We start from the raw sequence: 19,959 nt of genomic DNA on the forward strand, positions 1-19,959 counted from the left end.
AGGACATGCAAACCGGCGAAGACATCCGCCTGCTGAATGAATCTATTGCGCAGCAGGCAACATTTATAGATATACTCAGGCACGAACTTAAAAAAGTAATTATTGGTCAGCAATACATGGTTGACCGGCTGCTTATCGGGCTGCTCAGCAACGGACATGTGCTGCTCGAGGGCGTGCCGGGGCTGGCTAAAACACTCACCATCAAATCGCTGGCGCAGGCGGTACAGGCAAAATTCAGCCGGATACAATTTACGCCCGATCTGTTGCCTGCCGATGTAGTGGGTACCGTTATTTACAACCAGCAGCGTAATGAGTTTACGGTGCGTAAGGGTCCCATTTTTGCCAACTTTATTCTTGCAGATGAAATTAACCGCGCACCTGCCAAAGTGCAAAGTGCCTTGCTGGAAGCGATGCAGGAACGGCAGGTTACCATTGGCGAAACCACCTTTAAACTGGAAGAGCCTTTTTTGGTATTGGCTACGCAAAACCCGCTGGAGCAGGAGGGCACCTATCCGCTGCCCGAAGCGCAGGTAGACCGCTTTATGCTGAAAGTAGTGGTAGGTTATCCCGATAAGCAGGAAGAGCAAATCATCATACGCCAGCAGGTACAGGGCGTTGACGCACCACAGGTAAAAGCGGCTATTAATTTGCAGCAAATTATTGCGGGAAGAGATCTTACCAGAAAAATTTATATGGATGAGAAGATAGAAAAATACATTATTGATATTGTATTTGCCACGCGCTATCCGGATGAATATGGACTTAGCAAAATGAAGAATCTGATAAGCTATGGCGGCTCGCCACGGGCCAGCATCAACCTTGCTTTGGCTGCCAAAGCCCATGCGTTTATGGAGCGTCGCGGCTTTGTAATACCCGATGATATAAAAGCTATTTGCAAAGATGTACTGCGCCACCGCATTGGACTTACCTACGAGGCAGAAGCTGAAAATATTAAAGCCGAGCAATTAATAGATGATATTTTGAGAGTGGTGCAAGTGCCGTAGGGAGGGGAGAAGCAGCCCCCAGCCCTAAAGGGAGCTTAGATACAGCCAAACAAGTTAAACTTTAACTACATGAAATCATTCTTTATACCAAATCACTTTCAATACTCCCCTTCCGGGGCTGGGGCTTTGGGGGCATGCACTATGGTGCTCATCCTCTGATATTTAAGAAAGCGGAAGATTTGAGAAATAAAATGACACATGCAGAGGAGTTGTTGTGGAATTATTTAAAAACAAATGAATGGGGTTATAAGTTTAGAAGACAGCATCCCATCTTTATGTATGTGGCAGATTTTTATTGTCATCAGCTAAAGCTTATCATAGAAGTTGATGGCAGCATACATGAATCAGAAGATGTAAAACGTGATGATGCAATCAGAGAAAATCACTTAAAAAACTTAGGCTTAAAAAGCTTTCGTTTTAAGAATGAAAAAGTAATGAATAATTTAGAAAGTGTACTCAATCAAATAAAACAAATCATTCAACATGAACAATAACTCCCCTTCCACCTCAGCAGCTACAAGCTCCCCTTCAGGGGCGGGGGGGCATGATGGTATCACTTCGCTTCTCAAGAAAGTGCGCGAGCTGGAAATCATCAGCAAGCGGCTCACCAATCATTTATTTACGGGCGAATATCATACGGCTTTTAAAGGCAAGGGCATGTCTTTTAAAGAAGTGCGCGAGTACCAGCCGGGCGACGACATCCGCTTTATAGAGTGGAATGTATCGGCGCGCATGGGACATACCTACAGTAAATTATTTGAAGAAGAGCGGGAACTGAGCGTGTACTTATTGATAGATGTAAGTGCCAGCAGTTTGTTTGGTACGTTCAGGCAAACAAAAAGGGATTTGATTACGGAAATAGGCGCGGTGCTGGCTTTTTCAGCCATCAGCAATAACGATAAGGCAGGACTGATTTTTTTTAGCGATAAAGTAGAAAAATTTATTCCGGCAAAAGGAGGTCGCGACCATGTACTGTATATGGTGCGCGAGTTGCTTACGTTTCAGCCACATTCTGCTAGTACTGATATTGTAAAAGCCATCCGTTTTTTAAATAATATTACGAGGCACAAAAGTATTGTATTTATCATGAGCGATTTTGCCGATGCGGGTTATAAAGATGTATTACGCGTAACGGCACGGCGGCACGATGTAGTAGGCATACAGGTGTATGACAAAAGAGATAGAGAACTGCCGCGCATAGGCTTGATACAGGTGCGCGATGCCGAAACCGGTAAAACCGTATGGCTCGATACCAACGATACGTACACAAGATTTCAATACAACAAGCAGTTTCACCAGATAATAGATGATGCAAAACTCACCTTTCGGAATGCCGGTGCCGACTTGCTGCAAATTGCTACCGGCGAAGATTATGTAAAAGTGTTACAACAATTCTTTATCAGGAGAGCATGAGAAGGAGAGGGCAGCTACAAGACACAAGCAATAAGCAGCAGGCGGCAGGCAATAAAAGGCAAATTGTAAGTTATAAAGCATTAGCTACAGGCTTGCTATTGTATGCTTTTTGCCTTCGGCTCACAACCCGCACTTCAAGGCTTATCACCCGCAGCTTGCCACTTGTAGCCTGTAGCTTCTTCTTTCTTTCCCTTGCTTCTGCCCAGCAGGTCTCTGCCTCTATTGACCGTGATAAGATATTGATTGGTGAACAAATTACGCTACAGTTGAAAGCAGAGGGAATTCGTACAGGGGACAACCCTATCGTTATGTGGTTTAACCTGCCCGATACCATCAATCATCTGGAAGTAGTAAAGCGCTCGCCTGTTGACACGCTGGATGTAGATGGCAGCACTACCTACATGCAAAATTTCACTATTACTTCTTTCGATTCAGGTAAATGGGTATTGCCGGCAATGCAGTTGAATTTGCAAAACAGCAATACTGTTTTAATTACCGATTCGTTTGCCATAGAAGTATTGCCGGTAGATGTAAGCAACCTGAAGCAATATCACGAGATGAAGGACATCATTCCGGTGGAAGTAAAAACCAACTGGTGGCGCGTTGCCATTTTTGCAATCATTTTGCTTGCAATGGCAATCTTCATTTATTATTTAACCAAAAGAAAAAAGAAACAACCTGCCGTAAAACAACTTACCGTAAAGCCTTCGCTTTTTGAAGAAACTATTGCCAAATTAGAAGCTTTGCAAAAGGAAAATTTACCTGCAACCATTTTTTATGCAAAGCTGGATGCTATATGCCGCCAGTATTTGCAGGAACAATTGTACATACGTGCCTTACACCTTACGCAGGATGAACTGACACAGCAACTAAATGTTTACCTGCAACAACAGGATGTTCGCATTACATTTTATCAATTGTTACGATTGATAAATGCAGTAAAGTTTGCAAAATATACACCGCCGGCAGCACAGCAAACCGAAAGTATCAACACGGCAAAGGCAACTGTTCAATATATACATTATCAACTGCAACGTACTACACAACAACATGCTCAATCACTGGTTTCAAAATATTGAATTTGCTTATCCCTGGGTATTTACGCTGCTTATTCTTATACCAGCATTGATATATGAATACAGCCTTAGACATAACCGGCAGCAGGCATCTATGCTGGTAACTACCACCCACTTTGTAGGCAATGCACGCAGCTATAAAACACTCCTGTTGCACGTGCCGTTTATGCTGCGTTGCCTGGCATTGATATGCCTGGTTGTAGCGCTTGCCCGACCACAACAGCGCTTTACCGAAAGTGAAACAACAGGTGAAGGCATAGACATTATTTTGTGCTTCGACATCAGCGGCAGCATGACCGAAAAGGATTTTTTGCCCAACCGCCTGGAAGCAGCTAAAGATGTAGCCGCCGACTTTGTACAGCAGCGCCCCGGCGACCGTATTGGCATTACTATTTTCAGCAGTATTTCTTTTACACTTTGCCCTATAACTACCGACCATAATGCGGTGCTTACGCAAATTAATAATATACAAAGCGGGTATTTAAACGATGAAGGCACAGCAATTGGCTCGGGGCTGGCTACAAGTGTGGACCGGCTGCGCAATAACAAAACGAAAACAAAAATTATTATTCTGCTTACCGATGGGGTGGACTTTGGCGGCACCATACCACCGGACATTGCCCGCGATATGGCAAAGCAATACGGCATAAAAGTATATACCATTGGTATTGGCAGTGAAAGGGAAATACAGCAAACCGTTGACTCGCCCTTTGGACCTATGACACAAACCAAAAAGCTGGAGTACAACGAAGCTTTATTGAAAAATCTGGCAGAAACTACCGGCGGACAATACTTTCATGCTACGGATAAAGATGCATTGCAAAAGATTTATGCCAGTATCAACCAATTGGAAAAATCGAAGATTGAAGTAACCACGTATAATCGTTTTACCGATAAATACTTGCCGTGGCTGATAGCCGGATTGAGTGTGCTGCTGCTGGAGATTAGTTTGAGATATACAGTGTTCAGGAAGTTTCCGTAAGGGAAATAATAAAATATTACAGTAGCAGAAAGTTATTAGTAATTTTACCTGGTGTTTTTCTAACCTATCATTAGTTTTAGAAATTACCATCACATGCGATTATTTGCTATTATTCTACTCACCCTCATTCCTTCCGCTATGATTTTTGGGCAACGATACCTGTTTTATTTACATGGGAAAATTATAGAAGACCAGGGTGTACATGCAGTTGATACAATCAACGGATTTGGAGCTTATCAATATGAAGACATACTGAATGCTTTTGCAAAAGCAAATTTTACAGTTTTGAGTGAAGTAAGGCAACAGAATACAGACGTTGTTGAGTACGCTCAAAAAGTGGTTAATCAGATTGATAGTTTGATAAAAGGGGGAGTGAATGCTAATAATATAACTGTTGTGGGTGCTTCCAAAGGTGCTGTTATTGCAATGCTTGTTTCTTCTTACCTGAATAATAAAGAGGTAAATTTTGTATTACTGGCAGGTTGTAATAAAAGTATGCTGCAAGCCTTTCCGGATCTGCAGTTTTGTGGCAACATTTTATCCGTCTATGAAAAAAGTGATGATATAGGACATTCCTGTGCCGAGTTTAAAAACAACACATCCGGGGCTATTCCACATTACAAAGAAATAGCGTTGAATACCAGACTTAAACACGGGTTTATTTATAAGCCTTTACCAGTGTGGCTGGAGCCTGCGATTCAATGGGCAAATGGAAACTATCAATAAAGTACATTAATAGGGGCCGTGTATGAATGGCATCAAGCAATAAATTAGTCTCATCTTTTACCAAAACTCCTGCTGAAACAAAATGGCATAATGCTGTTGCATCCGGGCTTGCTCATCAGGGCTTAATGAATCATAAGGCTTCCGGTATTTATCTTTTGCTATATAATTTTTCATATCGTTTTGTGCTTTCAGTACTTCGTCCATAATATCGCCCCGGGCGCCCATCATTACCGTACCTATATAGGTGATGTGCAAAGTAGCCGGCACACGGCGCACCAAGGTGTAAGCATGTAACCAGTTGTAATATAAAGCATGATACACCACATTCCGGCTTCGTTGCAATGCTGTTCCGTTGATGGTAATGTTTACGGCAGAATCCACCACCAGTTTGGTAGTATCCATATTGGCTAAAGTATCCGGTCCTTTGGTGTCGGTTACTACTGCATCGTTCCGGGCGGTGCTGTCGATAATTGCCGTTACGGAGGGCGAATTGCTGTCTCTGCAGGCTACTGCAAAAAATGTGGTTATTGGTAAGATGTATAAAAAAGCTTTCATGCTATTAACTTTGCATATTTGGTACCAGAGATTTCCCTCACAATGTCATACATTTATTTTGGCCACAACTATTACCATATATTGAGATAATAATTTAGTGCTATCCCCTTCTTTTATAAAAGCAAGATGTGCTGCTGCATTTTACAATACCCAAAGTGGTTGCTTACCTGCAATCAGTAGCTTAACAAGGACTTTACAGCAGTCGAAAACAAAGCTTTGATGTATAAAAAATATTCAACTTCCGGCATTCAACTAAAATTTCGTTGCTCAAGCATCCATTAAGTGGTTATAGCTTTGATTAGTCAGGCTTTCAAACGCAGCAGGTTATTAACAATATGCATGGAAAGAACAGAATTGCTTTTGACTATAATGGTAAGCAAATAACATTTGGTAACAACATCTATTCATGGGACTTTAGCGAGCCTGAAGTTTTGCTCTATGAAGTAACAGGTAATGACTTTAGATATGATAACGAATTTGAAAGAACATTCTGGCCGGATGGTGAAAACTATCGGGAAACATAAAGTTTGGCAAAAAGTTCGCTGATTCAAGTCATTCAGCTTTTGTAATTCAATTAATCTTTTGTACTATATTCGGCTGACGTATAGCTATTGCCATATCTTCACAAATGCTTCAACGTTAGTCAGAAGCATAACAAGTAAAACAGTAAATGCCAGAAACATTCAGACAAATGAGAAAAACATCATTGTTAATTTTAGTTATTGCGGCATCATTCTGTTTAGGTTTCGCGTTTAAGACCATAATTTCAAAACAATCTAATAAGCAGATAACAATGAAAAAAGTAACAGGTATTGGCGGCATTTTTTTCAAATGCAAAGATCCTAACAAAATGAAAGCGTGGTATCAAGAGCATCTTGGTTTAAGCACAAATCAATACGGGGCAGTTTTTGAATGGCATCAAGGTGCAGACAGCACAAAAAAAGGATTTACGACCTGGAGTCCTTTTAATGAAACAACGAAATACTTTGAGCCTTCGGCAAGAGACTTTATGATAAATTACCGGGTTGAAAACATAGAAGTACTTGTAGAGGAATTGAAGAAAAGCGGAGTAACCATTTTGGATACTATCGAAACTTACGACTACGGTAAATTTGTGCATATTCTTGACGCGGAAGGAAACAAGGTAGAACTTTGGGAGCCGAATGACATCGAATATGAAAAGTTAGGGAAAGAACTTGGTAGCGAGACAACCAAATAACAAACTGACAATAACGCCATACAGCTAAAGGTATTGCTAAAAACGGAGCGGACATTGGTTAATTCACCATTTGGTATCTATAGGTTAATAGCAAAATAATATAACCAAGGCATCAACTTATTTACCAAACTTTCATCAAATAAAAATCAGGATAAAACGCATAAGCTGCACTTTATTTAAGTATATAAAGAAAACGATTACCTTGGAATAACTTTTGGAACCAGTTATTTAACCTTAATAATAGTATGGACAAGAAACTTCGAGGACAGGTAGCCATTGTTACGGGCAGCAGCAGCGGCATAGGCGAAGGTGTTGCAAGAGCATTTGGCGAAGCCGGCGCTAAAGTAGTCATCAATCATACACGTATCTCTTCGGCAAACGAGGCAGAAAAGGTAAAGGAATACATAGAGCAAGCGGGTAGCAAAGCCATTATTGTAAGGGCCGATGTAAGCAGGGAAGAAGAGGTAAAAGATATGTTTGCACAGGCAATACAACAATTTGGAACAGTGGATATTCTGGTGAATAATTCGGGCATTCAAAGGGATGCACTTTTTCACGAAATGACATTGGAACAATGGAATGAAGTGATTGGGGTAAATCTTACGGGGCAATTTCTGTGTGCCCGCGAGGCCATTAAGGAATTTTTGAAAAGAGGTGTAGATGAAAAACGTTCCATTGCCGCAGGCAAAATTATATGTATGAGCAGCGTGCATGATGTAATACCGTGGGCAGGGCACGCCAATTATGCTGCATCCAAAGGCGGTATTAATATGCTGATGAAAACCATTGCGCAGGAATATGCATCCCAAAAAATCCGCGTCAACAGCATTTGCCCTGGTGCTATCAAAACGGCTATCAACCGTATAGCCTGGGAGACAGATGACGCATTAAATAAGCTGATGGAACTAATACCATATAAGCGCATTGGGCAGCCGGAAGATATAGGCAAACTGGCGGTATGGCTTGCAAGTGACGATAGCGATTATATAACCGGCGCCAACATTTATATAGATGGCGGTATGACGTTGTATCCGGGCTTTGCAGATAATGGATAAATTAATTTAGCTGCGAAGGCGCAAAGATACAAAATTGGAAAGTTTATACTTCTTCGTGCTTTTAGTTCAATTCAAAAAACTAATCGTAAATCCGCTCTATTGCAGCTTTGTATTTGTCCATTACCACCTTTCGTTTCAGGCTCATCTTAGGCGTCATTTCGCCGGTATCGATACCCCATTCTTTTGGCAATAATTCAAACTTTTTTACCTGTTCTACATGATTGAAGAAAGGGTTGTATTTATCGCGTATAGACCTGTATAAGTCCAGCACTTTCGGCTCTTTTATCAGTTGTTCATTGCTGGTGAAAGGAATGCCTTGCTGCGCCGCCCAGGCTTTCAGGTTTGCAAACGAAGGAACTATTAATGCGCCTACAAACTTTTGACCAGCGCCAACTATCATCACCTGCTCAATGTACATGCTTTCCTTCAGCTTGTTTTCAATAGGCTGCGGTGCTACGTATTTACCGCCGCTCGTTTTAAACAGCTCTTTCTTGCGGTCGGTTATTCTTAAAAACTTACCATCTTCCAGCACCCCAATATCGCCGGTATGCAGCCAGCCATCTATGATGGTTTCTGCTGTTAAATCGGGGCGTTTGTAATAGCCTTTCATTACACTGGCACCACGCACACATATCTCACCGTCTTCTTCCAGCTTTAATTCTACGCCTTTGATTACCGGCCCTACAGTACCAAATTTTCTGTCTTCATTCTTTCTGCGGTTAACGGCTATTACCGGGCTGTTTTCTGTAGGTCCGTAGCCCTCATACACCGGTATGCCCGCGCCGTTGAAGATGCGCAATAAACGCTCCTGGCAGGCAGCACCGCCGGTTACAATAAAGGAGATATTGCCACCCAATGCCGCGCGCCACTTGCTGAAAATTAATTTATTAGCAAGCTTTAGTTTGAGGTTATATATCGCGCCGCCATCTTTCAAATTATCGTATTGCGCCGCCAGCCGGACCGCCCAAAAAAACAGTACTTTTTTCATGCCTTTTAGTTGCGAGCCGGTGTGCATTATTTTTTCAAATACTTTCTCCAGCAGGCGCGGCACAGTAGTAAAGCCATCGGGTTTTACTTCTTTTAAATTATCGCCAATTGCCTCCAGGCTTTCGGCATAATAAATACTGTTGCCGCTAAACATATAAATGTAAGAAACACACTTTTCAAAAATGTGATTGAGCGGCAGAAAGCTTAATACTTTGTAATGTGGTGCATCTATAAACGGAAAAGTTTCTTTTGAGTACAGGACATTACTCACAATATTTTTATGCGTGAGCATTACCCCTTTGGGGGTGCCCGTAGTGCCCGATGTATAAATGATGGTAGCCACATGCTCTTCGGGGATAGATGTCTTTAATGTTTCCACTTGTAGCAGCAATGCCTCATTGCTCAATGCCGTTACCTCGCTCCAATGTTTAGCACCTTTTATTACATCAAACGTGTAAATTTCTTTTAACGAGGGCACCAGCGGTTTAATGGCACTTATTTTATCAAATAAATCGTCGCTGCTTACGAATATGTATTTTACCTCTGCATTGTTGAGTATAAATTCAATCTCCAGCGGGTTGGTAGTGGGATACAATGGCACCAATATAGCCCCAATCTGCTGCACTGCCATATCTGCAAATAACCACTCCGGGCGGTTATTACTGATGATGGCAATTTTATCGGAACCTTCGGGTGTAAAATCATTACCGCTCACACCCAATTGCAGCAATCCAGCCGATAGCTTGTTTACATTTTCTGCTACCTGTTGTGTGCTGTAGTGTTTCCAGGCACCCTTTTCTTTGGCATTCAGCATGTCGGGCTTTGGAAATTGTTGCAGTTGCCAGGCAATGGCATCAAAGAGGCGGCGCGGCTTATCCATCATATTTCAACGCTTTGTATTGTAGCGAAAACAAATATAATAGATAGGTTGGGATTTTTTCTTTTTGAACCATAAAGGCTCCAGGAAAGAAAGTTGCACGAAGTACCTTTTTGTTTAAAGCAGTCAGTTGCAAATATTTTAAATCGTCTTTTGGATTAAAAACCAACGTCATTGCGAATGGAGGGAAGCAATCTGTACTATACTGTAAGTCAATATAAGCGATCTGTTTTAAACTTCATAGTAGGGTTTAGTAATATACCATTTCGAATTGAGTTGTGCAGATTAATAAAATTATGCAACTCATTTATCTTTACTGATTAGCCGAACTATCTACGTTGAAATGGTATTAGTAGCAATTATTAATGAAGGAACATTTTGATTATACTACAATCCACAGATTGCTTCGCTGCGCCCGCAAAGACGTCCTTTCTCTGCTCCAACTCCTTTTACACTGTGGCTCAACAAACACGTAATCGCATAAATGCTCCATCTTTATTCTAAAGGAGTGTGCAATGTAACTAAAGTTTAATAGTAGCATGCAGTTCACCTCAAAAGAAGAATGCCGGTTTTTAAGCCGGCATTGCAAAGTAAAGAGATCTAAAATATTAGTAATTTTTCCTTCCTACCTATCCCAACAATCTCTCCAAATTTCCGTCTAATGTTGGAAGTATTGCCCTTCGGGAATTTTATACACTACGCTGCGCAAATATGTTTGCCAGTCTTTCATTTCCTGCGGGTGGTTGCTGGTCCAGTATTGATACGAACTGCTACTGGCAGATGCGCCAAACAGCCACTGGTTATACGCGTCAAACATACCCTGCCCCAGCAGCAAACGCTGATGGTCGAACAGGCGGAAGGCAAAAGGAGCGCTTCCATTGGCATACCAGTCCAAAATAAAGCGTGCGCGAACGGCAGTGAGCGCTTCAGGCGACAACTCCTCATCGTACATGCCGGTGTATTTGAGATAATTGTTGGCAACCGCTTTTTCAAATGGGCTGCCATCTTTTGACAATGACTGTAGTAGCTGGGTATTTAACAACTTGCGATAGTTACTCAGCAAAATATCTTTTATCTCTACAGTGCGTGGCGTAAGGCTTTCGATATTTACAAATGTTTCGCTGTAAATAACCGCCCAAAGCGGACGGTTTTTTGACGAATAATAACGCGCAGCGTAATAGTAATTATTGTTGTTATTAGGATCTACCTGTATGCCTTTTTCCCACAGCTTAATAGCATCGTCGGGACGGTTTTGCTGTGCCAGCAAATCACCATACTCGCTGTATATAACACCGCTGTTGGGAAATTGCTTTATCCCTTTTTTATACAGCTTTTCAGCATCAGTATAGTTGGCTATAGCTTTGTAGGCAAGCCCCAGTATCTGGTAGCTTTGCACATCGGCATCAGAGCGGCTGGTGATTTGTTTGCCTATTTCTATTGCTTTTGCAAAGTTGCGTTGCAGGTAATAAATGTAAGCTTCATCCTTTAGGATATCCTTATTACTCGCATCCATTTCCGCAGCATGGTTGAGCACCGATAAAGCATTGTCGTAATCGCCTTTAATAAGAAAAGCCTGCGCCCTTGCACGCAAGGTATCGGTATTGGCCTGTGCGTGTGCCACCAGTACACTGCAAAAGAGAAAAGCTATCAAAAAGTATCGCTTCATAAATTGTTTATTCATCAATAAGGTGCGTTAATAAGCCGTCGCGCAGCTTTGGTTCAAACCAGGTGCTTTTGGGAGGCATTACTTCGCCGCTGTCTGCAATATCAAACAATTGCTCCAAACTTACAGGATACAGGCTGAAGGCTACTGCCATTTCACCACTATTAACACGTTGTTGTAATGCCTGTAAGCCACGGATGCCGCCCACAAAATCTATCCGGCTGTCGGTACGCACATCTTTTATGCCAAGCAGTTTATGCAAAATGTTATTTTGCAGAATGGTTACATCCAGCAAGCCGATAGGGTCGTTGGTGTAAGTGCCTTCTTTGGCTGTAAGTAAATACCAGGTGCCGGCGAGGTACATGCCAAACTGATGCAGTGCCGTTGGCTTTACCGGTTCGCTGCCTTTATTTTCTACTGTAAAATCTGCTTCTATTTTTTGTAATAATGTATCTGGTGTAAACCCATTAAGGTCTTTTACCAACCGGTTGTAATCCATAATATGCAACTGCGAAGCCGGAAATAAAGTGGTTAAAAAGTAGTTGGATGCCGGTGTGGCTTTGCTGCCCATGGCTTGCCTTACTTTGGCAGCAGAAGCAGCGCGGTGGTGACCATCGGCAATGTAGGTGGCGGGCACCTCGGTTGCAAATAATTGTGTAATGCTGTTTACAATTTTGTCATCACTGATAAGCCAGATTGTATGCTCAATGCCGTCGTCCGAAGTAAAATTATACACGGGATTTTTGCTCATGCAATTGCTTAGCAAATCATTCACTGCTTCTACATCGCGGTAAGCAAGAAATACATTGCCGGTTTGCGCACCAATTGTTTTCATGTGGTTGATGCGGTCCAGCTCTTTCTCGGGGCGTGTAAACTCGTGCTTTTTAATGACGTTATTTTCGTAATCATCCACACTGCTTACACACACCAAACCTGCCTGGCTGCGGCCATTCATGGTGAGGCGATAAATATAGTAGCACTCTTTATTTTCTTTAAACAGCACGTCGCGCTTAATAAAAGCCTGCAGGTTCTCTTTGGCTTTGTCATACACCGCCTGCGAGTGAATATCTGTTGACTCCGGTAAATCAATTTCGCTTTTAGTGATATGTAAAAAAGAATAATGATTACCCTGCGCTTCTGTTTTTGCTTCGTTACTGTTCAGTACATCATAAGGACGACTGGCAACCTGCTTTGCGAGCTGCGCCTGCGGGCGAAGGGCTTTGAAAGGTTTAATAACACTCATTTTATTTTATATAATGGCTTCTATTTTATTTTGATAAATGTTTACAAGATTATAATTTTCTATTAATACTTCTACATCATGCCAGCAGGAATTAATAATTTGGAAGAATACTTTCAACTTCTTATTACCAAACTTTACATGAATAATTTTTGGCGGCGCTCCGCTTACAAATTGCTTTATTGAGAAATCCTCTTGTCTTTCGTTATAATAATTAAATGATGCTCCTTCTCATATTGTCAAATCCTTTCATCGGTCCACATGTCGTCAATATCTATTTGATGAATAAAATCCGGTGTATTCCATAAGGGAAAATAATAAGGCAGATTTACATTAATCAAATACTTAGGCATGTTGCTGTATTGGATGAATGTGATAATGTAAACCTGAAATTTTTGCAGCGAATACTAAACATGCTTCTATGTGTTTTTCTTCTAAAGAAGGATATTGATATAAAAGGATATTGATATAAAATATCTTCATGGCTGTCGCCTGCACTTAAGAATTCTAAAATAGTTTGAACGGAAATCCGCTTTCCGCGAATACAGGGCTTACCATCCAATATATTGTTATCAACCGTTATTCTTTTTAAAGGCTCTTCCATAGAAATTGTTTAGTAATTTTCCAAAATTAGGTTGATTTAAATTCATTCACAGATTCTGTACAAAGCCACAGATAGTTTGTTTGTAATAACACTTTCTAATTGGCGGCTTTGCGGAACGACAGCATTAATTACCAAATTTAATTTCAATCAACACATTCATCTAAAATCTTCGTGCAACTTCGTGTCTTCGCGGTTCAAAAACTATTGTTTATTCTGAAAATCCTTCATCAACTCAACAATAGCTTCCACACTGCTCAGCGGCATGGCATTGTACATAGATAAGCGCAAACCGCCTACACTGCGATGTCCCTTTACACCCACCATGCCGTTTTGCTTGCAGAGATCTAAAAACTGCTGTTCTTTTGCTGAATCTTCAATCACAAAAGTTGCATTCATCAGGCTGCGGTCTTCTTTGGCAACCAGCGGTTTGAAAAGAGGTAATGTATCCAGGGCATTATAAAATAAATCTGCACGCTCCTTTGCCCGCTTTTCCATTTCTCCCAGCCCACCTTCTTTTTTTATCCAGCGCATTGTAAGCATTGCTACATATACTGCAAACACCGGCGGCGTATTAAGTAAAGAACCAGCTTCTATATGCGGGCGATAGTCTAAAATGGTGGGAATGGCGCGTTGTACTTTGCCTAATAAATCTTTGCGCACTACCACAAGTGTAACGCCTGCCGCACCTGCATTTTTTTGTGCCCCTGCATAAATCAGTGCATGCTTGTTGTACGGAAATGGTTTGCTGAAAATATCACTGCTCATATCGGCAATCAACGGCACATCACCAGCATTTGGCAGTTGATGCCATTCGGTACCTTCTACCGTGTTGTTGGTAGTATAATGCAGGTACACGGCATCTGGTGGCACCGTAAAATCTTTAGCTATATAAGAATGATTTTTATCTTTTGTAGAAGACACTTCGGCAACATTGCCAAAGAGTTTTGCTTCTTTGATGGCTTTGTTGCCCCAGATACCGTTGTTGATGTAAGCCGCCGTTTTATTCTGAGGCAGCAGGTTCATGGGTACCTGCATAAACTGTGTGGTAGCACCACCATGCAAAAACAAAACGGCATACTCATCGCCAATTTGCATCAGATCTTTTACCAGACTTTGCGCTTCGTCCATCACCTGCTGAAACCACGATGTGCGGTGACCAATTTCAAGAATGGATAAGCCAATACCATTAAAGTTGTGGATAGCATCGGCAGCCTGCTGCAATACTTCTTTAGGCAGGATAGAAGGACCTGAATTGAAATTGTGCATCATCATATTTTGCATTTTGAGGCTGCAAAGTAAACGGATTTTTGGATGATGATGTTTCGGGATAATTTTTCTCCTGCCCTGCAGAAGCCATTCAGGCCAGGATTAAACCGCTTATCTGAACCGGGATGTATAGGATTTATGGCATTACCGTATTAAAGAAAGTTTTTGCGTCATGGTTCAAAACCTTTTGCTTTTAATGGTGAATTTAGACCTACTCTCTTATTCACAAGCACACAAGTAGGAGACACTTTGTATAGCAAAACTTCTCTATGCAACTTAGTATTTCATGCCTTCGTGATTCAATGCTTACCATAAAAAAATCCCACCGTGCGAAAGCGGTGGGATTATTATCAAAACTAACTGCCAAATGAACGATGTTATTTATTAACTCTTAAAGTTATAATAGAAAGTTTATCGGGCGAACTCTTAATCATAGCGGTGAGATTGTAATCGGTAGTGCCTATCAGCTTGCCGGTTACGTACATGGTGCCGCCGAGTTCGCGCTGCGAAGTAACATCAAATTTGGTAATGCCGTTATCTGCAAAAAAACTCCTCAATGTATTGGCAGCCTCTGTTTTCTGCACGCCTTTCATTTCATCGCTATCGGGCATTTTAATATCTATCGTATTATCCAAATATTTAATAAACTGCTCTGCATTGCCTTGCTTCAGGGCGGTAATCATTTCTTCCCTGCCGCTCTGAAACAGCGTAAAGGACATCAAAGAAAAACCTATCAGCAACAGGGGTAAAATCTTTTTCATAATTGTAAATTTATTGCAACTTGGTCAATAAAACTAATTAACCAGGCTATAGATCTGACCTTCTTTTAACGTACAGGTTAAAAAATAATGTTGTTTTGCTGTAGTTTTAACAAATGGAAAAGAAAGTCATACTCATTATTATGGACGGCTGGGGACTGGGAAAAGTAAAAGCCGCCGATGCGATTCAGCACGCTAATGTGCCTTTTGTAACCTCTTTGTATAGCAAGTACCCAAACACTACGCTGGTGACTTGTGGTGAAGCCGTAGGTTTGCCCGAAGGGCAAATGGGCAATAGTGAAGTAGGCCATTTAAACCTTGGTGCAGGACGAATTGTATATCAGGAATTACAACGCATCAATGTGGCTATCCGTGATGGAGAATTTTACCAGAATGAGCAGTTGCTGGCGGCTATTCACACCGCAAAAAACAGCAATAAGCCGCTGCATTTGCTGGGTTTGGTGAGCGATGGCGGCGTGCACTCGCACATTAATCATCTGAAAGCTATTACTTCTTTGTGTGCTACAGAAGGAGTGGAGAAAGTATATATCCATGCCTTTACCGATGGACGTGATACCGACCCAAAAAGCGGCCTTGGCTTTATTAAGGGTTTACAGATGCATTTAGATGAAACGGTTGGCAGGATTGCTACCGTAAGTGGCCGCTATTATGCTATGGACAGGGATAAACGCTGGGACCGCATTAAGCTGGCGTACGATGCTATGGTAAATGGCGTAGGTGAATATGCCACTAATCCTTTAACCGCAATAGAAGAATCGTATGTAAAACACGTAACAGACGAGTTTATTTTACCAACAGTAATTACGGATGCGAGCGGCCAATCCATTGCTACTATACAGGATGGCGATGTGGCCATCTGCTTTAACTTCCGTACCGACCGCTGCCGCGAAATCACGTATGTGCTTACGCAGGCAGATATGCATGAGTTTAACATGCACAAGCTCAACCTGCATTATACTACCATGACGGAGTATGATAAATCGTTTAAAAATGTGCATGTGATTTTTGAAACAGATAACCTCATTCATACGCTGGGCGAAGTAATAAGTACAAATGGTTTAAAGCAGATACGCATTGCCGAAACGGAGAAATACCCGCATGTGAGCTTCTTTTTTAGCGGCGGACGTGAAGTGCCGTTTGAAGGGGAAACCCGTATTATGGTGCCTTCGCCCAAAGTAGCTACTTACGATTTGCAGCCGGAGATGAGCGCCCTGGAAGTAACTGATAAACTGGTTGCAGAAATAGAACAGGAATATGCCGGTTTTATTTGCCTCAACTTTGCCAATACGGATATGGTTGGGCATACCGGCGTGTGGCAGGCAGTGATAAAGGCAGCCGAAACAGTTGACCAGTGTGTTGAGCGCGTAGTAAAAGCAGGGCTGGCACACGGCTATACCATTTTGCTTACTGCCGACCATGGCAATGCCGATTATATGGTAAATGAAGATGGCTCGCCCAATACACAACACTCGCTCAATTTAGTTCCGCTGTTTATCATCAGCAATGATTTTAACGGCACTGTAAAGCCAGGAAAACTGGGCGATATAGCACCTACAATTTTAAAGATTATGGGCTTACCTATACCGGCAGAAATGAAGGGAGAACCGTTGATTGATAAGTAAAGTTGCTTGTTATTAATTAAAAGGCAGTACGGTAGCTCCTTACTTAATTTTTGAAAAAATATTTATTGTTAATAAAAGGCAGCAGCTTAGCCGCTGCCTTTTATTATTCTCTTCCTCACCTGTAGATAAGGATTAAGGGCAAGGCAAAAGTGGGCACAAGCTTGGCATATTTATTTGTGCCCATTCTACATGTATCTTTTTTATTTATCAAAGACCTGTTTGCTTATCCTCCTTATCGCACTTCTCCTGTTTGCATCTGCCTGCAGGCAAAAAGAAAAAGAACGCGATTTGCCAGCCACTATCTTAGCCATCCAGCAAACAGGCAAATTGGCTACTGCTGAATATACGCTCACCAAAATCATTCGTGCCAGCGACGACCAAACCTGGTATAAAATAGGCGACCGTAAGATACTCATGCATTGCGAAGCACACCTCAAAGCTGGCATTGATTTGCAACAGGTCAGTAGAAACAATTTTGAGGTAGAAGGGGATAGCCTGATTACAGTAACATTACCTCATGCACAGCTATTCAGCATAGCTATTCCGCCCAATAAAATACAAGTGGCGTATCAGGATATTGGCTTATTAAGAGACCCTTTTTCGGCAGCAGAGCGCGAACAGCTATTGGCGCAAGCCGAGCAGCAGATAAGGAAGCTGGCAACCTCACTTGGTATTTTGCAAACCGCCGAGACGAATGCCGTTACCTACATACAGCATCTTTTGCAGCAGGTAGGTTACAAACATGTAAGTGTAATATTTGAGTAAACATAACAGGATGAAACGGGTAAGAAACATATTGATGATTGTTGTAGTATTAATAGTAGCATACTGGCTGTTTACTAAATATAAAGCATTGCCTTCAGTCGGCAGTTTATTTAAACCCAAACCTGTAACCATTGAAAACACACCAGTGGTAATAAAACAAATACAAGCTATCGCACAGTTAGTTACTATATCGGCTTACGAAGAAATGGTGGCAGATACCACCGTTGCCGATACTAAAACCATCGATATTCCATTACTGCCTGCTATTGAACTGCCGGCGTCCACCCGCAAGCTGGTGATTATTGGCAAATCTACTACCAACGTTGGTATTGATATGCAGCAGTTGCGTGATACGGATATAAGCGGCACCAAAGATTCTATCCATATCATCTTGCCCGCGGCACAAATACTCGATGTAATAGTTAATCCATCAGATGTAGAAGTGTTTATAGAAGTAGGCGCATGGGATAATACTGCCGTTGCCAACCTTAAAAATAAGATACGTTATTTAGCCATATCCGATGCGATGAGCAGAGGCTTGCTGGCACAATCAGAAAAGAAAGCAGTGGATGTATTGACTAGTTTTTTCAAAGCTGCCGGATACCAAAAAGTGATAATACAGTTTAGAGGTAATGCCATAAAAATGGAGTAATATAAGATAAGCTGCAAGCTTCGGGTACGGAGTACTGAACAGTACTGAATAAAAACGGTATAGAGTACAGTATGTATATTTTAAAAGAATAAAAATACTTATGGTGTGCTTTTAAACCACAAAGCTATTAGTAAGGAAGTGGCACAAAGCATAATTATCTATTTCAACAAATCCCTTCATACACCTTAGCGGCTTCGCGACTTTGCGGCTCAAAAAAATCTTTGCGCTTCACCTTACCTTTGCTCCACATACAACAACAATTAAACTATGAACGAGCAATTGGTAAGCCGTATTAAAAATGAACTGCAAGGCATAGAAGACGCAGGCTTGTATAAAAATGAAAGGATTATCACCAGCGAGCAAGGCGCGGAAATAGAAGTGAATGGTAGAACTGTATTGAATTTTTGTGCTAATAATTATCTGGGTTTATCTTCCAACCCCAAAGTGATAGAAGCTGCGCATAAAGCTATAGATACACACGGCTATGGCATGAGCAGCGTACGTTTTATTTGCGGTACGCAGGACCTTCACAAAGAACTCGAAGATAAAATATCAGCCTTCTTAGGCACCGAAGATACCATTTTGTATGTTGCCTGCTTTGATGCCAATGGTGGTGTATTTGAACCCCTTTTTAATGAAGAAGATGCCATCATCAGCGACGCATTAAACCATGCTTCCTTAATTGATGGTATACGGCTTTGCAAAGCACAACGCTACCGCTACGAGCACAACAATATGGAAGACCTTGAAAATAAACTGAAAGAAACACAACACCTCCGCAGCCGCATTATTGTTACCGATGGTTCGTTTAGTATGGATGGTACCATTGCACAGTTGGATAAAATTTGTGACCTTGCTGATACATACAACGCCGCTGTGCTGGTGGATGACTCGCATAGTACCGGTTTTTTAGGTAAAAATGGTCGCGGTACGCATGAGTACCGTGGTGTGATGGGCAAAATTGATATTATTACGGGCACGCTTGGCAAAGCATTGGGCGGCGCTAATGGTGGCTTTACTTCGGGACGCAAAGAAGTCATTGAAATGTTGCGCCAGCGCAGCCGGCCTTACCTGTTCTCCAATAGCGTGGCGCCTAATATTGTAGGTGCTTCTATTGCTGTGCTGGATATGCTTACCGAAACTACTGCCTTGCGCGACAAGCTGGAGTACAACACCAGGTGTTTTCGTACCAAAATGACCGAAGCCGGCTTCGACATTAAACCCGGCGACCACCCGATTGTGCCCATCATGCTGTACGATGCGGTAGTGGCGCAAAACTTTGCCGCACAACTGTTGGACGAGGGGGTTTATGTTATCGGCTTTTTTTACCCTGTAGTACCCAAAGGCCAGGCACGCATACGTGTGCAGTTGAGTGCAGCGCACGAGCAGGCACATTTAGATAAAGCTATAGCAGCCTTTACCAAAGTTGGCAAAGAACTCGGCGTACTTAAATAATTTGAATAAGTAAGATTTA

20 protein-coding genes are annotated in these 19,959 nt (G+C 41.9%); 13 read left to right on the forward strand and 7 right to left on the reverse strand.

What is annotated here, in order from left to right; translation table 11 throughout:
* The first annotated feature begins 5 nt into the window (after positions 1-5).
* The 6 genes from FC093_RS01250 to FC093_RS01275 all read left to right on the forward strand — a co-directional run bounded on the left by FC093_RS01250 (position 6) and on the right by FC093_RS01275 (position 5,201).
* Positions 6-1,004 carry an AAA family ATPase gene (locus FC093_RS01250; RefSeq protein ID WP_137259920.1) on the forward strand — a complete coding sequence of 333 codons (999 nt, stop codon included), beginning with the start codon at positions 6-8 and terminating at the stop codon, positions 1,002-1,004.
* A gap of 134 nt (positions 1,005-1,138) precedes the next feature.
* Positions 1,139-1,498, forward strand: a complete 360-nt coding sequence (locus FC093_RS01255) for an endonuclease domain-containing protein (RefSeq protein ID WP_137259921.1) — start codon at positions 1,139-1,141, stop codon at positions 1,496-1,498.
* On the forward strand, positions 1,488-2,417 hold the full coding sequence (locus FC093_RS01260) for a DUF58 domain-containing protein (RefSeq protein ID WP_170970955.1): 930 nt from the start codon (positions 1,488-1,490) through the stop codon (positions 2,415-2,417). The genes FC093_RS01255 and FC093_RS01260 overlap by 11 nt, the downstream gene beginning before the upstream one ends.
* Positions 2,414-3,496, forward strand: a complete 1,083-nt coding sequence (locus tag FC093_RS01265; RefSeq protein WP_137259922.1) for a protein BatD — start codon at positions 2,414-2,416, stop codon at positions 3,494-3,496. Before FC093_RS01260 ends, FC093_RS01265 begins: the two co-directional genes overlap by 4 nt.
* On the forward strand, positions 3,468-4,475 hold the full coding sequence (locus FC093_RS01270) for a vWA domain-containing protein (RefSeq protein WP_137259923.1): 1,008 nt from the start codon (positions 3,468-3,470) through the stop codon (positions 4,473-4,475). The genes FC093_RS01265 and FC093_RS01270 overlap by 29 nt, the downstream gene beginning before the upstream one ends.
* Positions 4,476-4,568: 93 nt before the next feature.
* Complete coding sequence (locus FC093_RS01275; RefSeq protein WP_137259924.1) at positions 4,569-5,201, forward strand: alpha/beta hydrolase; 633 nt, start codon at positions 4,569-4,571, stop codon at positions 5,199-5,201.
* Positions 5,202-5,258: 57 nt separating this feature from the next.
* On the opposite strand, the gene FC093_RS01280 is transcribed toward FC093_RS01275, so the two are convergent.
* Positions 5,259-5,756, reverse strand: a complete 498-nt coding sequence (locus tag FC093_RS01280; RefSeq protein ID WP_137259925.1) for a hypothetical protein — start codon at positions 5,754-5,756, stop codon at positions 5,259-5,261.
* A gap of 335 nt (positions 5,757-6,091) precedes the next feature.
* On the opposite strand from FC093_RS01280, the gene FC093_RS01285 reads away from it, so the two are divergent.
* The 3 genes from FC093_RS01285 to FC093_RS01295 all read left to right on the forward strand — a co-directional run bounded on the left by FC093_RS01285 (position 6,092) and on the right by FC093_RS01295 (position 8,030).
* A complete protein-coding gene (locus FC093_RS01285; protein ID WP_137259926.1) occupies positions 6,092-6,280 on the forward strand; it encodes a hypothetical protein in 189 nt (62 codons plus the stop codon).
* 167 nt (positions 6,281-6,447) lie between these two features.
* Positions 6,448-6,975: a VOC family protein gene (locus FC093_RS01290; protein ID WP_206106480.1), complete on the forward strand. Its 528-nt coding sequence runs from the start codon at positions 6,448-6,450 to the stop codon at positions 6,973-6,975.
* Between the two features lie 245 nt (positions 6,976-7,220).
* Positions 7,221-8,030, forward strand: a complete 810-nt coding sequence (locus tag FC093_RS01295; RefSeq protein ID WP_137259927.1) for an SDR family oxidoreductase — start codon at positions 7,221-7,223, stop codon at positions 8,028-8,030.
* Between the two features lie 79 nt (positions 8,031-8,109).
* On the opposite strand, the gene FC093_RS01300 is transcribed toward FC093_RS01295, so the two are convergent.
* From FC093_RS01300 to FC093_RS01325, 6 genes are all read right to left on the reverse strand, one after another.
* Positions 8,110-9,900, reverse strand: coding sequence for an AMP-dependent synthetase/ligase (locus tag FC093_RS01300; RefSeq protein WP_240743143.1), 1,791 nt, complete (start codon positions 9,898-9,900; stop codon positions 8,110-8,112).
* A gap of 652 nt (positions 9,901-10,552) precedes the next feature.
* Positions 10,553-11,560: a tetratricopeptide repeat protein gene (locus FC093_RS01305; protein ID WP_170970956.1), complete on the reverse strand. Its 1,008-nt coding sequence runs from the start codon at positions 11,558-11,560 to the stop codon at positions 10,553-10,555.
* Positions 11,561-11,567: 7 nt separating this feature from the next.
* Positions 11,568-12,800 carry a DUF1015 domain-containing protein gene (locus FC093_RS01310; RefSeq protein ID WP_137259929.1) on the reverse strand — a complete coding sequence of 411 codons (1,233 nt, stop codon included), beginning with the start codon at positions 12,798-12,800 and terminating at the stop codon, positions 11,568-11,570.
* 334 nt (positions 12,801-13,134) lie between these two features.
* Complete coding sequence (locus FC093_RS24495) at positions 13,135-13,401, reverse strand: DUF433 domain-containing protein (protein ID WP_206106481.1); 267 nt, start codon at positions 13,399-13,401, stop codon at positions 13,135-13,137.
* A gap of 201 nt (positions 13,402-13,602) precedes the next feature.
* Positions 13,603-14,673 (reverse strand): 3-phosphoserine/phosphohydroxythreonine transaminase, encoded by a 1,071-nt coding sequence (gene serC / locus FC093_RS01320; protein WP_137259930.1) that lies wholly within the window; start codon positions 14,671-14,673, stop codon positions 13,603-13,605.
* Positions 14,674-15,044: 371 nt separating this feature from the next.
* On the reverse strand, positions 15,045-15,428 hold the full coding sequence (locus tag FC093_RS01325) for a DUF4783 domain-containing protein (RefSeq protein WP_137259931.1): 384 nt from the start codon (positions 15,426-15,428) through the stop codon (positions 15,045-15,047).
* Between the two features lie 113 nt (positions 15,429-15,541).
* Here FC093_RS01325 and gpmI point away from each other — a divergent pair, with 113 nt between their 5' ends.
* The 4 genes from gpmI to kbl all read left to right on the forward strand — a co-directional run bounded on the left by gpmI (position 15,542) and on the right by kbl (position 19,940).
* Positions 15,542-17,068, forward strand: coding sequence for a 2,3-bisphosphoglycerate-independent phosphoglycerate mutase (gene gpmI / locus FC093_RS01330; protein ID WP_137259932.1), 1,527 nt, complete (start codon positions 15,542-15,544; stop codon positions 17,066-17,068).
* A gap of 219 nt (positions 17,069-17,287) precedes the next feature.
* Positions 17,288-17,833, forward strand: coding sequence for a DUF4230 domain-containing protein (locus tag FC093_RS01335; protein ID WP_170970957.1), 546 nt, complete (start codon positions 17,288-17,290; stop codon positions 17,831-17,833).
* A gap of 10 nt (positions 17,834-17,843) precedes the next feature.
* Positions 17,844-18,485: a DUF4230 domain-containing protein gene (locus FC093_RS01340; RefSeq protein WP_137259934.1), complete on the forward strand. Its 642-nt coding sequence runs from the start codon at positions 17,844-17,846 to the stop codon at positions 18,483-18,485.
* Positions 18,486-18,752: 267 nt separating this feature from the next.
* Complete coding sequence (kbl, locus tag FC093_RS01345; protein ID WP_137259935.1) at positions 18,753-19,940, forward strand: glycine C-acetyltransferase; 1,188 nt, start codon at positions 18,753-18,755, stop codon at positions 19,938-19,940.
* The last annotated feature ends 19 nt before the right edge of the window (positions 19,941-19,959 follow it).

The organism is Ilyomonas limi (genome assembly GCF_005233845.1).
Classification (GTDB): domain Bacteria; phylum Bacteroidota; class Bacteroidia; order Chitinophagales; family Chitinophagaceae; genus Ilyomonas; species Ilyomonas limi.

Coding starts and splice junctions, on each gene's coding strand:
- gpmI (WP_137259932.1), top strand. CDS start 15,542: ATGGAAAAGAAAGTCATACTCATTATTATGGACGGCTGGGGACTGGGA.
- FC093_RS24495 (WP_206106481.1), bottom strand. CDS start 13,401: ATGGAAGAGCCTTTAAAAAGAATAACGGTTGATAACAATATATTGGAT.
- FC093_RS01300 (WP_240743143.1), bottom strand. CDS start 9,900: ATGATGGATAAGCCGCGCCGCCTCTTTGATGCCATTGCCTGGCAACTG.
- FC093_RS01280 (WP_137259925.1), bottom strand. CDS start 5,756: ATGAAAGCTTTTTTATACATCTTACCAATAACCACATTTTTTGCAGTA.
- FC093_RS01255 (WP_137259921.1), top strand. CDS start 1,139: ATGCACTATGGTGCTCATCCTCTGATATTTAAGAAAGCGGAAGATTTG.
- kbl (WP_137259935.1), top strand. CDS start 18,753: ATGAACGAGCAATTGGTAAGCCGTATTAAAAATGAACTGCAAGGCATA.
- FC093_RS01325 (WP_137259931.1), bottom strand. CDS start 15,428: ATGAAAAAGATTTTACCCCTGTTGCTGATAGGTTTTTCTTTGATGTCC.
- FC093_RS01250 (WP_137259920.1), top strand. CDS start 6: ATGCAAACCGGCGAAGACATCCGCCTGCTGAATGAATCTATTGCGCAG.
- FC093_RS01270 (WP_137259923.1), top strand. CDS start 3,468: ATGCTCAATCACTGGTTTCAAAATATTGAATTTGCTTATCCCTGGGTA.
- FC093_RS01290 (WP_206106480.1), top strand. CDS start 6,448: ATGAGAAAAACATCATTGTTAATTTTAGTTATTGCGGCATCATTCTGT.
- FC093_RS01285 (WP_137259926.1), top strand. CDS start 6,092: ATGCATGGAAAGAACAGAATTGCTTTTGACTATAATGGTAAGCAAATA.
- FC093_RS01275 (WP_137259924.1), top strand. CDS start 4,569: ATGCGATTATTTGCTATTATTCTACTCACCCTCATTCCTTCCGCTATG.
- FC093_RS01305 (WP_170970956.1), bottom strand. CDS start 11,560: ATGAAGCGATACTTTTTGATAGCTTTTCTCTTTTGCAGTGTACTGGTG.
- serC (WP_137259930.1), bottom strand. CDS start 14,673: ATGATGATGCACAATTTCAATTCAGGTCCTTCTATCCTGCCTAAAGAA.
- FC093_RS01340 (WP_137259934.1), top strand. CDS start 17,844: ATGAAACGGGTAAGAAACATATTGATGATTGTTGTAGTATTAATAGTA.
- FC093_RS01265 (WP_137259922.1), top strand. CDS start 2,414: ATGAGAAGGAGAGGGCAGCTACAAGACACAAGCAATAAGCAGCAGGCG.
- FC093_RS01260 (WP_170970955.1), top strand. CDS start 1,488: ATGAACAATAACTCCCCTTCCACCTCAGCAGCTACAAGCTCCCCTTCA.
- FC093_RS01295 (WP_137259927.1), top strand. CDS start 7,221: ATGGACAAGAAACTTCGAGGACAGGTAGCCATTGTTACGGGCAGCAGC.
- FC093_RS01310 (WP_137259929.1), bottom strand. CDS start 12,800: ATGAGTGTTATTAAACCTTTCAAAGCCCTTCGCCCGCAGGCGCAGCTC.